Annotated in this window: 11 protein-coding genes; 9 read left to right on the top strand and 2 right to left on the bottom strand. The window is 72.9% G+C overall.

What is annotated here, in order from left to right; all coding sequences use genetic code 11:
* Positions 1-51: 51 nt before the first annotated feature.
* Complete coding sequence (locus AB0I22_RS07545; protein WP_363129708.1) at positions 52-933, bottom strand: DUF2470 domain-containing protein; 882 nt, start codon at positions 931-933, stop codon at positions 52-54.
* 55 nt (positions 934-988) lie between these two features.
* On the opposite strand from AB0I22_RS07545, the gene rpsD reads away from it, so the two are divergent.
* Complete coding sequence (rpsD, locus tag AB0I22_RS07550; RefSeq protein WP_363129709.1) at positions 989-1,600, top strand: 30S ribosomal protein S4; 612 nt, start codon at positions 989-991, stop codon at positions 1,598-1,600.
* Positions 1,601-1,648: 48 nt separating this feature from the next.
* On the opposite strand, the gene AB0I22_RS07555 is transcribed toward rpsD, so the two are convergent.
* The gene (locus AB0I22_RS07555) at positions 1,649-3,850 is read right to left on the bottom strand and encodes a regulator (protein ID WP_363129710.1); all 2,202 of its coding nucleotides are present in this window, start codon (positions 3,848-3,850) and stop codon (positions 1,649-1,651) included.
* Positions 3,851-3,999: 149 nt separating this feature from the next.
* Between AB0I22_RS07555 and AB0I22_RS07560 the strand changes: the two genes are divergently transcribed.
* The 8 genes from AB0I22_RS07560 (at position 4,000) to AB0I22_RS07595 (ending at position 12,694) form a co-directional block, all read left to right on the top strand.
* Positions 4,000-4,437: a DUF948 domain-containing protein gene (locus tag AB0I22_RS07560; protein WP_363129711.1), complete on the top strand. Its 438-nt coding sequence runs from the start codon at positions 4,000-4,002 to the stop codon at positions 4,435-4,437.
* Positions 4,438-4,445: 8 nt separating this feature from the next.
* Positions 4,446-4,775, top strand: a complete 330-nt coding sequence (locus AB0I22_RS07565) for a DUF6167 family protein (RefSeq protein WP_363129712.1) — start codon at positions 4,446-4,448, stop codon at positions 4,773-4,775.
* Complete coding sequence (alaS, locus tag AB0I22_RS07570) at positions 4,775-7,444, top strand: alanine--tRNA ligase (RefSeq protein ID WP_363129713.1); 2,670 nt, start codon at positions 4,775-4,777, stop codon at positions 7,442-7,444. Before AB0I22_RS07565 ends, alaS begins: the two co-directional genes overlap by 1 nt.
* A gap of 4 nt (positions 7,445-7,448) precedes the next feature.
* Positions 7,449-7,913 carry a Holliday junction resolvase RuvX gene (ruvX, locus tag AB0I22_RS07575; RefSeq protein WP_363129715.1) on the top strand — a complete coding sequence of 155 codons (465 nt, stop codon included), beginning with the start codon at positions 7,449-7,451 and terminating at the stop codon, positions 7,911-7,913.
* A 126-nt stretch (positions 7,914-8,039) separates the two neighbouring features.
* Positions 8,040-9,971 carry an endolytic transglycosylase MltG gene (mltG, locus tag AB0I22_RS07580; protein WP_363129716.1) on the top strand — a complete coding sequence of 644 codons (1,932 nt, stop codon included), beginning with the start codon at positions 8,040-8,042 and terminating at the stop codon, positions 9,969-9,971.
* On the top strand, positions 9,971-10,852 hold the full coding sequence (locus tag AB0I22_RS07585) for a shikimate dehydrogenase (RefSeq protein WP_363129717.1): 882 nt from the start codon (positions 9,971-9,973) through the stop codon (positions 10,850-10,852). The genes mltG and AB0I22_RS07585 overlap by 1 nt, the downstream gene beginning before the upstream one ends.
* 136 nt (positions 10,853-10,988) lie before the next feature.
* Positions 10,989-12,173, top strand: coding sequence for a chorismate synthase (gene aroC, locus AB0I22_RS07590; RefSeq protein WP_363129718.1), 1,185 nt, complete (start codon positions 10,989-10,991; stop codon positions 12,171-12,173).
* Positions 12,170-12,694 carry a shikimate kinase gene (locus AB0I22_RS07595; protein ID WP_363129719.1) on the top strand — a complete coding sequence of 175 codons (525 nt, stop codon included), beginning with the start codon at positions 12,170-12,172 and terminating at the stop codon, positions 12,692-12,694. The genes aroC and AB0I22_RS07595 overlap by 4 nt, the downstream gene beginning before the upstream one ends.
* Positions 12,695-12,730 lie beyond the last annotated feature (36 nt).

A 12,730-nucleotide genomic window follows, 5' to 3' on the forward strand; every position in this document is an offset into this window, starting at 1 on the left:
GACGCCGCCTGCGGGCCGTTCTCCGGGCCGCGCCGCCCGCGGCCGCGTCCGTCACCCGGCCGCGGCGTCGAAGAGCGTGTGCATGGCCCGCCGCAGCTCCGCGATGTCCCGCACCGGCTCCGGGAAGTCGAACCGCGCGTCGAAGGAGCGGTCCGCGGGGTCGGTGAAGCGCACCCGGAGCCCGAAGCGGTCCAGGGCCACCGGCACGGCCCGGTCGCGCGTACCGCAGATCCCGGCGGCGCGCTCGCCGAGCAGTCCGCACAGCGCGCGCACCTGGTCGCCGTGGGCGGAGTGCAGATGCTGGAGCAGGTCCGCCTCGTGGGCCACGAGCGGGTCGGCGACGGCCGCGGCGAACTCGTCGGGCTCGACGTTCTGCGCGCCCCACAGGTCGTCCACGCACGCCTCGCCGACCTCCAGGCGCAGCAGCATCCAGGCCGGCCGGCCGAAGTGCCCCGGCACGGGGTCCGGCTGGAGCGCCTCGTCGATGCCCAGCAGCTCGCCGACCGGGTGGCGCTCGGCGAGCAGCATCGCGTAGGCGGCCCGCTGCTCGCCGCGTACGGGCGTGAGCCAGCCCGCGATCCAGGCGCGCCCGCGGATGCGGTGCGGCACGGAGACGGGGGCCACGTCGGTGATCTCCATCACGGCGGCGAGGTCGTCGTCCTGGGCGTGCGCGGCGGCTCGTGCCGCCGGAGAGTCGCCAGGAAGCAGCAGTAGCACGTCACCCTCAGGGGTGACAGTTCGCGCCGCGGGTGAGCCGAGAGCGGGTTCCGGGCCGTCCTCGATTCCCGGAATCGAGAGAGAGGCCGTAGCGTTGGATTCGGCGAGGGTGCGTACGCGCTCGGCGGCGTCCGGCCGCTGGGCGTCTTCCACGGGGCGCGGCTGACTCGACTCGGTGCTGTCGGTGCTGGGCAGGGGACTCCCAGGTCGAAACATGCGTTCTCCTCCGCTAAGGTAAGCCTAACCTAACCTACACGGAGGTCCGTTCCACGTGAACCAGTCGCGTCCCAAGGTCAAGAAGTCGCGCGCGCTCGGCATCGCGCTGACGCCCAAGGCCGTCAAGTACTTCGAGGCCCGTCCCTACCCGCCCGGCGAGCACGGCCGCGGTCGCAAGCAGAACAGCGACTACAAGGTCCGTCTGCTCGAAAAGCAGCGTCTGCGCGCGCAGTACGACATCAGCGAGCGTCAGATGGCCCGTGCCTACGACCGCGCTCGGAAGGTCGAAGGCAAGACGGGCGAGGCCCTGATCGTCGAGCTTGAGCGCCGTCTGGACGCGCTCGTCCTGCGGTCGGGTATCGCCCGCACGATCTACCAGGCCCGCCAGATGGTGGTCCACGGCCACATCGAGGTCAACGGCCGCAAGGTCGACAAGCCCTCCTTCCGCGTCCGTCCCGACGACGTCGTGATGGTCCGCGAGCGCAGCCGCGAGAAGCACCCCTTCCAGGTCGCGCGCGAAGGCGGCTACGACACCGACGGCGAGACCCCGCGCTACCTGCAGGTCAACCTGCCGGCGCTGGCCTTCCGCCTGGACCGGGACCCGAACCGCAAGGAGATCCCGGTGATCTGCGACGAGCAGCTCGTCGTCGAGTACTACGCCCGCTGATCCAGCGGTCCGCAGCGCTCCCGGAGCCGGGGTTCCGACCCCGGCTCCTCAGCCCGCCGTCTCCCCGCCGCTCGCGGAGGGGGAGGCGGCGGGCTGCTGCGTCGGCGCGGGCACCGGCTCCACCGCGCCGCGTACGCCGGGCGCCGCCGGCCTCGCCCGGCAACCGCGCAGCGCCCGCGCCACCGCCGCGTCCGGCTCCATCGCCGCCCCCTCGCGCACCAGCCGCGCGTACCGCTCCGCGCCGATCCGCCCCCGCACCGCCTCCTCGCACAGCGCGTGCGGCGCGTTGAAGAACCGCGAACCGAACAGCGGCAGCCCCACCGACCGCCAGATCCGCCCCGCCGCCCCCTGCAGCACCGCCGCCTCCGCCGGATCGCCGCCCTCCGCGGTGAGCAGCGCCAGCAGCTCGACGGCGAGCACCGTGCCCACCAGGTCGTTGAAGGCGTGGTCGATGACCAGGCACTCCTCCAGGAACGCCCGGGCCCGGGCCGGCTCGCCGCGGGTCCAGGCGGCGAACCCGAGCACGTACAGCGCGTACGCCAGGGTCCACCGCTCGCCGTGGTCCTCGCAGATCTCCCGGACCTCCTGGCACAGGTCGACCGCGCCCGCGACATCGCCCTGGAAGGCGACCGCCATCGCCAGCTCCACCTGGCTCATCAGCACATTGCTGTTCAGCTCGCCGATCTCCCGATACCGCGCGAGCGCCGCCCGCAGCAGCTCCTCGGCGCGCGCCATGTCGTCGGAGACCAGCGCGAGACACCCCATGCGGTGCAGCGCGTACGCCCCGGCGGACTCGCTGCCCGTACGCTCCGCCTCGTCGCCGCACTCCTGGAGCGCCCCGAGCGCGGCGACCGTGTCCCCCTGGAGCAGCGACACATAGCCCGCCACCCACAGCGCCTTCAGCCGCGCCTCGTCATGGCCGGTGTCCAGCTCCAGCGCGCGGTCCAGCCAGAGCCGCCCCTCCGTGAGCCGCCCGCAGCCGACCCAGAAGAACCACAGCGTGCCCGCCAGATACTGGCCGAGATGGGCGTCCTCCTGCGTCAGGCCGCACTCCAGGGCCGCCCGCAGGTTCGGCAGCTCCACGTCGATGCGCGCGGCGACCTCCGCCTGCCGGGGGCTGAACCACTCCAGCTCGCACCACGTCGCCAGCCCCATGTACCAGTCGCGGTGCCGACGGCGCATCCGCTCGGTGTCACCGAGCGAATCCAGCCACCCCGCCCCGTACATCCGCACGGTGTCCAGCAGCCGGTAGCGGACCCCCGTCGGGTGCTCCTCCCGGCTGAGCACGGACTGCGCCACCAGCCCGGTGAGCACGTCGAGCACCTCGCGCTCCGGCAGATCCGGCCCCGAGCAGATGTATTCGGCCGCCTCCAGGTCGAAGTGGGCCGCGAAGACGGTGAGCCGCGCCCACAGCAGCCGCTCGCCGGGTGTGCACAGCTCATGGCTCCAGCCGATGGCCGTCCGCAGCGCCTGATGGCGCGGCAGCTCGCCGCGCGCCCCGCCGGTCAGCAGCTCGAAGCGGTCGTCCAGGCGGTGCAGCACCTGCCCCACGGAGAGCGCGCCGAGCCGGCCGGCCGCCAGCTCCAGCGCCAGCGGAATCCCGTCGAGCCGCCGGCACAGCTCGGCGACGGTGGCGCGGTCCGCGGTCCCCGGCCGGGTCGCGAATCCCGGGACGACGGCCGCCGCCCGGTCCTCGAACAGCGTGATCGCGGCCGGCTCCGGCATCGGCCCCAGCGGGAAGCGCCGTTCGCCCGCGACGCCCAGCGGCCGCCGGCCCACCGCCAGCACCCGCAGCCCGGGCGAGCGCCGCAGCAGCTCGCGGGCGAGCGCCGCGCACTCCTCGACGAACTGCTCGCAGCCGTCGAGCACCAGCAGCAGCTGCCGGCCGGCGAGATGGGCGGCGAGCGCGGCGCGCGGCGCGCGGTCCGTGGCGTCGGCGATCCCCAGCGCCTCCGCGACCGTGTGGTCCACCAGCGCCGGGTCGTGGACGGTGGCCAGCTCGACCAGCCACACACCGTCGCAGAAGCGATCCTGCACTCGCGCCGCGGCGTGCGTCGCGAAGCGCGTCTTGCCGACGCCGCCGACGCCGACCACCGTCACCAGCCGCGCGTCGTCCAACTCTCGCGCCAGCGCGGCCAGCTCGCCCTCCCGCCCGATGAAGCGGTTGAGCTCCGCGGGCAGATTGCCCGGCCTGCCGAGGTGTACAGAGCTGGAGCCGGAGAAGAGACCGGGGCGCGGAGAGCGTCGCATGAGACACGTAGCGTACTCATAAGTAAGCGGACCGTAAACACCCGTGCCGCGGCGGCCGTTGACGCCGGACGGCAATCCGGTACGGGCCCTTCGCCCCGGCGCGATAAGGTCGGTACCCGACGTTTACGACCAGCAGGGAGCGGTGCAACGTGTCCGGTGGAGAGGTGGCCGGGATCCTCGTGGCCGTCTTCTGGGCGATCCTCGTGTCCTTCATCGCCCTGGTGCTGGTGAGGCTCGCGCAGACCCTGAAGGCGACCACCAAGCTCGTCTCGGACGTTTCCGAACAGGCCGTGCCGCTGCTGTCCGAGGCGTCCGCGACCGTACGGTCCGCCAACAGCCAGCTCGCCCGCGTCGACTCGATCGCGGCGGACGTCCAGGAAGTCACCGCGAACGCCTCCGCGCTCTCCTCGACCGTCTCCTCCGCCTTCGGCGGACCCCTGGTCAAGGTCGCCGCGTTCGGCTACGGCGTCCGCCGCGCCATCGGCCGCAAGCCGGCCCCGGCGCCCGCGCCCGAGCGCACCGTCGTCATCGGAAAGAGCCTGCCGTCCGCCCGGCGCGGCAGCCGCCGCAACCGTGGGAAAGGCTGACCCGAGGAATGTTCCGCCGCACCTTCTGGTTCACGACCGGTGTCGCAGCCGGCGTCTGGGCCACCACCAAGGTCAACCGCAAGCTGAACCAGCTCACCCCGGAGAGCCTGGCCATGCAGGCGGCCGACCGCGCCGTCATCGCAGGCCGGAAGGCCAAGCTCTTCGCCCTCGACGTGCGCGACGGCATGGCGGACCGGGAGGCGGCCCTGAAGGACGCGCTCGGCCTCACCACGCCGGCGGGCGGCCCCGTGCGGGAAGCGCTCCCCGCACGGCACGGATTCGCCGCCCTGGACCCGCAGCAGACGAAGCACCCGTACAACCGGAATGAGGACCACTGATGGAGTCGGCTGAAATCCGCCGCCGCTGGCTGCGCTTCTTCGAGGAGCGTGGGCACCATGTCGTGCCGTCGGCGTCGCTGATCGCGGACGACCCGACGCTGCTCCTGGTCCCCGCGGGCATGGTCCCCTTCAAGCCGTACTTCCTCGGCGAGGTCAAGGCCCCCTGGCAGCGCGCCACCAGCGTGCAGAAGTGCGTCCGCACCCCGGACATCGAAGAGGTCGGCAAGACCACCCGGCACGGCACCTTCTTCCAGATGTGCGGCAACTTCTCCTTCGGCGACTACTTCAAGGAAGGCGCCATCACGTTCGCCTGGGAGCTGCTCACCAGCTCCGTGGCGGACGGCGGCTACGGCCTGGACCCCGAGAAGCTCTGGATCACCGTCTACCTCGACGACGACGAGGCCGAGCGGATCTGGCGGGACGTCGTCGGCGTCCCCGCCGAGCGCATCCAGCGCCTCGGCAAGACGGAGAACTACTGGTCCATGGGCGTCCCCGGACCCTGCGGCCCCTGCTCCGAGATCAACTACGACCGCGGCCCCGAGTTCGGCCCCGAGGGCGGCCCGGCCGTCAACGACGAGCGCTACGTGGAGATCTGGAACCTGGTCTTCATGCAGTACGAGCGCGGCGCGGGCGACGGCAAGGAGGACTTCCCGATCCTCGGGGACCTGCCCAGCCAGAACATCGACACCGGCCTCGGCCTCGAACGCCTCGCGATGATCCTCCAGGGCGTCCGGAACATGTACGAGACCGACACCCTGCGCGTCGTCATGGACAAGGCCACCGAGCTGACCGGCGTGGCCTACGGCGCCGACCCGGCCTCGGACGTCTCGCTGCGCGTGGTCGCCGACCACCTCCGTACGTCCGTCATGCTCATCGGCGACGGCGTCACCCCCGGCAACGAGGGCCGCGGCTACGTGCTGCGCCGCATCATGCGCCGCGCCATCCGCAACATGCGCCTGCTCGGCGCCACCGAGCCGGTCGCCGCCGAGCTGGTGGACACCGTCCTCAAGACGATGGGGCAGCAGTACCCCGAGCTGCTGACGGACCGCAAGCGCATCGAGACCGTCGCCCTCGCCGAGGAGGCCGCCTTCCTCAAGGCCCTCAAGGGCGGCACCAACATCCTCGACACCGCCGTCACCGAGACCAGGGCCGCCGGCGGCCGGGTGCTGGCCGGCGAGAAGGCGTTCCTGCTCCACGACACCTGGGGCTTCCCGATCGACCTCACCCTGGAGATGGCCGCCGAACAGGGTCTGTCCGTGGACGAGGACGGTTTCCGCCGCCTGATGAAGGAGCAGCGGGAGCGGGCCAAGGCCGACGCCAAGGCCAAGAAGACCGGCCACGCCGACCTCTCCGCGTACCGCGAGATCGCCGACAACTCCGGCGCCACCGACTTCACCGGCTACACCGCCACCGAGAACGAGTCGACCGTCGTCGGCCTGCTCGTCGACGGCGTGCCCTCGCCCGCCGCCGCCGAGGGCGACGAGGTCGAGGTCATCCTCGACCGCTCCCCGTTCTACGCGGAGGGCGGCGGCCAGCTCGCCGACACCGGCCGCATCCGGCTGGAGACCGGCGCCGTGATCGAGGTCCGCGACGTCCAGAAGCCGGTGCCCGGCGTCCACGTCCACAAGGGCGTCGTCCAGGTCGGCGAGGTCGTGGTCGGCACCGCCGCGCACGCCGCCATCGACGTGAAGCGCCGCCGCGCCATCGCGCGCGCCCACAGCGCCACCCACCTGACCCACCAGGCGCTGCGCGACGCGCTCGGCCCGACCGCCGCCCAGGCCGGTTCGGAGAACTCGCCCGGCCGCTTCCGCTTCGACTTCGGCTCGCCCAACGCCGTGCCCGGCACCGTCCTCACCGACGTCGAGCAGCGGATCAACGATGTGCTCTCGCGCGAACTCGACGTCCAGGCCGAGGTCATGAGCATCGACGACGCCAAGAAGCAGGGCGCCATCGCCGAGTTCGGCGAGAAGTACGGCGAGCGGGTGCGGGTGGTGACCATCGGCGACTTCTCCAAGGAGCTGTGCGGCGGCACCCACGTGCACAACACCGCCCAGCTCGGGCTGGTGAAGCTGCTCGGCGAGTCCTCCATCGGCTCCGGGGTGCGCCGCGTCGAGGCGCTGGTCGGCGCGGACGCGTACAACTTCCTGGCCAAGGAGCACACCGTCGTCGCCCAGCTGACCGACCTGGTCAAGGGGCGGCCGGAGGAGCTGCCGGAGAAGATCTCCGGCATGCTCGCCAAGCTCAAGGACGCGGAGAAGGAGATCGAGCGGTACCGCGCCGAGAAGGTGCTCCAGGCCGCCGCCGGGCTGGCCGAGGGCGCCAAGGACGTACGCGGCGTGGCGCTGGCCGCCGGCCGGGTGCCCGATGGCACCTCCGCGGACGACCTGCGCAAGCTCGTCCTCGACGTGCGCGGCCGCATCCAGGGCGGCCGGGCGGCCGTCGTGGCCCTGTTCACCGTCGCGAACGGCCGGCCGCTGACCGTCATCGCCACCAACGACGCCGCCCGCGACCGCGGCCTCAAGGCCGGCGACCTGGTCCGTACGGCCGCCAAGACGCTCGGCGGGGGCGGCGGCGGCAAGCCGGACGTCGCCCAGGGCGGCGGCCAGAACCCCGAAGCGGTCGACGAGGCCATCGCCGCCGTCGAGCGTCTCGTCGCCGAAGCGGCCTAGCGCCGTGCGACGCGGCAGACGCATCGCCGTCGACGTCGGGGACGCCCGGATCGGGGTCGCCTCGTGCGACCCCGACGGGGTCCTCGCCACCCCCGTCGAGACCGTGCCGGGGCGCGACCTCCCGGCGGCGTACCGGCGGCTCGCGGCGATCGTCGGCGAGTACGAGCCGATCGAGGTCGTCGTCGGCCTGCCCCGCCCCCTGAAGGGCGGGGAGGGCCCGGCCGCGGCCAAGGTGCGGGCGTTCGCCCGGGAGCTGGCGGGGCGCGTCGCCCCGGTGCCGATCCGGCTGGTGGACGAGCGGATGACCACGGTCACGGCGGCGCAGGGGCTGCGCGCCTCCGGGGTGAACGCGAAGAAGGGCCGCTCCGTCGTCGACCAGGCGGCGGCGGTGATCATCCTGCAGAACGCGCTGGAGACCGAACGGACCTCGGGGGAGGCGCCCGGGGAGGCCGTCGAAGTGGACGACTGATGGAGGTACGGTAACGTTCCGCGCGAAACGGCAGCCGTTCGAACGCCGGCCGTAAAGGAACCAGGCGGCCGGCAGCCAGCTCCATGGAGCGCCGGTCGGCAGCCGACACGCGGCTCTAGGGGATCGATGACTGAGTATGGCCGGGGTCCTGAGCCCCAACCGTGGCATCCCGAGGACCCCCTCTACGGGGACCAGGGCTACAGCGGGCATCAGCCGACGGGCGCCCAGGGCCCGTACGGCGGCCGGCAGGACCCCTACGGCGGCCATCCGCAGCAGTACGCGGACCAGTCACAGCAGCCGCAGTACCAGCAGTACGCGCAGCAACACCCCCAGCAGTACGGACAGCAGCAGTACCCCGATCAGCAGCAGCAATACCCCGGTCAGCCGTACCAGGGCCAGCAATTTCCGGAGTACGGGCAGCAACAGGGCTACGGGCAGCAGCAGGATCAGCAGTACCAGCACCAGCAGTACCAGAACCAGCCGTACGAGGTCCAGCACTTCGGGGACCCGCAGCAGCAGTACGGCTGGGATCCCCTGCAGGGGGCGCCCGCCCAGTACGGGATGAACCCCCAGGATCCGTACGGCCGGCCCGCCGACCCCTACGGCGGCGGGCACCCGGACTACTACGGCTCCCAGGGCGGCTACCCGCCGCCGCAGCCCCCGCTCCCGCACGAGGACCAGCAGCAGTACGCGCCCCAGCAGGCTCCTATGGGCCAGCCGCCCCAGCAGGCTCCCGTGGACCAGTCGGCCCAGCGCGAGCAGGCGGACGGGCGGGAGCCGGCGGACGGTGCCGAGAACCCGCTGGAGCGGACCCAGGCCCAGCCGCAGGTCCCCGAACAGGTCGAGGAGTGGGACGCGGAGCCGGACGGCCCCGAGGAGCACCCCTTCTTCTCCGGCCGCGGCGACGACGACCGGGACGACGAGGACGGGAAGTCCGGCAAGGACACCGGGGAGCGCCGCGGCAAGAAGACCAAGCGCCGCTCCGGCATGGCCTGCATGGTCGTCGTCGTGGTGCTGGTCGGCGGCGTCGGCGGAGGCGGCTACTTCGCGTACCAGTTCTGGCAGAGCCGCTACGGCTCCGCGCCCGACTTCTCCGGCGAGGGCAGCGGTGAGGTCACGGTCGAGATTCCGGCGGACGCCAGCGGAATCGACATGGGCAACATCCTCAAGCGCGACGGCGTCGTCAAGAGCGTCGGCGCCTTCACGGCGGCCGTCGGCAAGAACCCCAAGGGCAAGAGCCTCCAGGCGGGCACGTACACCCTGCGCAAGGGGATGTCGGGCGCGGCGGCCGTCGCGATGATGACGGACCCCAAGACCCGCAACGCCCTCACCATCCCCGAGGGCCGCCGCAGCGTGCAGATCTACGCCGCGATCGACAAGAAGCTCGGGCTCAAGGAAGGCACCACCAAGGACGTCGCCAAGAGCGAGGCCAAGAACCTCGGGCTGCCCGACTGGGCCGGCGACGACCCGGATCTGAAGGACCCGCTGGAGGGCTTCCTCTTCCCCTCGCAGTACAGCGTCAGCAAGGGCACCAAGCCCGCGGACGTGCTGCGGGAGATGGTCAAACGCGCCAAGAGCCGGTACGCGAAGTACGACCTGGAGGCCAAGGCCAAGGAGCTGGGCCTCAAGTCGCCGCTCCAGGTCATCACGGTGGCCAGCCTGGTGCAGGCCGAGGGCATGACGCACGACGACTTCCGCAAGATGTCGCGGGTCGTCTACAACCGCCTCAAGCCCACCAACAGCGAGACGAACGGCAAGCTCGAATTCGACTCGACGTACAACTACGCGACGGACCAGAGCAAGATCAATCTGAGCCCCGCGCAGCTCCGGGCCTTCCACCACCCGTACAACACGTACTACATCAAGGGGCTGCCGCCCGGCCCGATCAGCAACCCGGGCAGCGACGCCGTGGAAGCGGCGATGGACCCGGAGCCGGGTGACTGGTACTACTTCGTCGCCACGGACGGCAAGGTCACCAAGTTCGCCAAGACCCTGGCCGAACACGACAAACTCGTGCAGGAGTTCAACGCGAACCAGAAGCACAAGAACGGCGCATGATGACGGACGAACAGAACCCGGACCGGAGCGGCCGGAGCGGCCGGAACGTACGGCAGGGCCGTCGGGCGGCCGTCCTCGGCTCGCCGATCGCCCACTCGCTCTCCCCGGCGCTGCACCGCGCCGCGTACGCGGAACTCGGACTCGACGGCTGGACGTACGACAGCTTCGACGTGACCGAGGCGGATCTCCCCGCGTTCGTCGCATCCCTCGACGCCGCATGGGCCGGGCTGTCCCTGACCATGCCGCTCAAGCGCGCCGTCCTGCCGCTGCTGGACGAGGTCAGCGACACCGCGGCCGCCGTCGAGGCCGTCAACACCGTCGTCCGCACCGCCGACGGCCGGCTGCTCGGCGACAACACCGACATCCCCGGCATGATCGCCGCGCTGCGCGAACGCGGCGTCGAGCGGGTCGGGAGCGCCGCCGTCCTGGGCGCCGGAGCCACCGCCTCCGCCGCGCTGGCCGCGCTCGCCCGGATCTGCGCGGGCGAGGTCACCGTGTACGTGCGCAGCGCTGCCCGCGCCGCCGAGATGCGGGAGTGGGGGGAGCGGCTCGGGGTGCCGGTGCGCACCGCCGACTGGGCGGACGCCGCGGCGGCCCTCACCGCGCCGCTCGTCATCGCGACCACCCCGGCCGGCACCGCCGACGCCCTCGCGGGCGCCGTGCCGGACGGCGCGGGCACCCTCTTCGACGTGCTGTACGAGCCGTGGCCGACGCCGCTCGCCGCCGCCTGGGCGGACCGCGGCGGCGCCGTGATCGGCGGCCTGGACCTCCTCATCCACCAGGCCGTGCTCCAGGCCGAGCAGATGACCGGCCGGGCCCCGGGCCCGCTGGCCGCGATGCGCGCCGCGGGCGAGGCGGCACTGGCCGCCCGTACGGCCTGAGCGCCTCACGCCGGTCCACGTCCCGGACCGGCGTCCGGACCGCCCCGCGAACCGTGGGAGGATCGGGGGCGGCGGGTCAGGGCCGCGCACCGGGCCGCGCCGACTCAGGTCCAAGGCGCGAGCAAGAGGAGCACCGTTGAGCAGGTTGCGCTGGCTGACGGCGGGGGAGTCGCACGGCCCCGCACTGGTGGCGACGCTGGAGGGCCTTCCGGCCGGCGTGCCGATCACCACGGACATGGTGGCGGACGCCCTGGCGCGGCGGCGGCTGGGCTACGGCCGCGGCGCGCGCATGAAGTTCGAGCGCGACGAGGTGACCTTCCTCGGCGGCGTCCGGCACGGCCTGAGCCTCGGCTCGCCCGTCGCGGTCATGATCGGCAACACCGAGTGGCCCAAGTGGGAACAGGTCATGGCGGCCGACCCGGTGGACCCCGACGAGCTTGCCGCGCTGGCACGCAACGCGCCGCTGACCCGGCCCCGCCCCGGCCACGCGGACCTCGCCGGCATGCAGAAGTACGGCTTCGACGAGGCCCGCCCGATCCTGGAGCGCGCCTCCGCCCGCGAGACCGCGGCCCGCGTCGCGCTCGGCGCGGTGGCCCGCTCCTTCCTCAAGGAGACGGCCGGCATCGAGATCGTCTCGCACGTCGTGGAGCTGGCCGCGGCCAAGGCCCCGTACGGCGTCCTCCCCGAGCCCTCCGACGTCGAGCGGCTCGACGCCGACCCGGTGCGCTGCCTGGACGAGGCCGCGAGCGAGGCGATGGTCGCCGAGATCGACCAGGCCCACAAGGACGGCGACACCCTCGGCGGCGTCGTCGAGGTGCTCGCCTACGGCGTGCCGGTAGGACTCGGCAGCCATGTGCACTGGGACCGCCGCCTCGACGCGCGCCTCGCCGGCGCCCTGATGGGCATTCAGGCCATCAAGGGCGTCGAGGTCGGCGACGGTTTCGACCTGGCGCGGGTGCCCGGCTCCAAGGCGCACGACGAGATCGTCTCCACCGACGAGGGCATCCGCCGCACCTCCGGCCGCTCCGGCGGCACCGAGGGCGGCCTGAGCACCGGCGAGCTGCTGCGCGTACGGGCCGCGATGAAGCCCATCGCGACCGTGCCGCGCGCCCTGGCCACCGTGGACGTCGCCACCGGCGAGGCCACCCAGGCCCACCACCAGCGCTCCGACGTGTGCGCGGTGCCGGCCGCCGGCATCGTCGCCGAGGCGATGGTCGCGCTGGTGCTGGCGGACGCGGTGACGGAGAAGTTCGGCGGCGACAGCGTGCCGGAGACCCGTCGCAACGTGCGGGGCTTCCTCGACGGACTGGCCATCAAGTGACGCCGCCCGCCGTCGTCATCGTGGGCCCGCCGGGAGCGGGCAAGTCCACCGCGGGCGCGCTGCTCGCCGAACGGCTCGGCACCGAATACCGGGACACCGACGCCGACATCGAGCGGACCGCCGGCAAGCCGATCTCCGAGATCTTCATCGACGAGGGCGAGCCGCACTTCCGCGAGCTGGAGCGGCAGGCCGTACGCGCCGCCGTCGCCGGCCACGCCGGGGTGCTCTCCCTCGGCGGCGGCGCGATCATGGACGAGGGGACCCGCGCCCTGCTCGCCGGGCTGCCGGTCGTCTTCCTCGACGTCTCCCTCGCCGACGCCGTGCGCCGGGTCGGCCTGGACGCGCCGCGCCCGCTGCTCGCCGTCAACCCGCGGCAGCGCTGGCGCGAGCTGATGGAGGCGCGCCGCCCGCTCTACACCGAGGTCGCCCGCGCGGTCGTCACCACCGACGGCCGCACCCCCGAGGACGTCGCCGAGGCGGTCCTCGACGCCCTGGAGCTCCGAATTGCTCCCAAGGACTGACCCGCGACCGCACACGGCCGCGGGCACGAGGCAGCA

Source organism: Streptomyces sp. NPDC050610 (assembly GCF_040654875.1).
GTDB lineage: Bacteria > Actinomycetota > Actinomycetes > Streptomycetales > Streptomycetaceae > Streptomyces.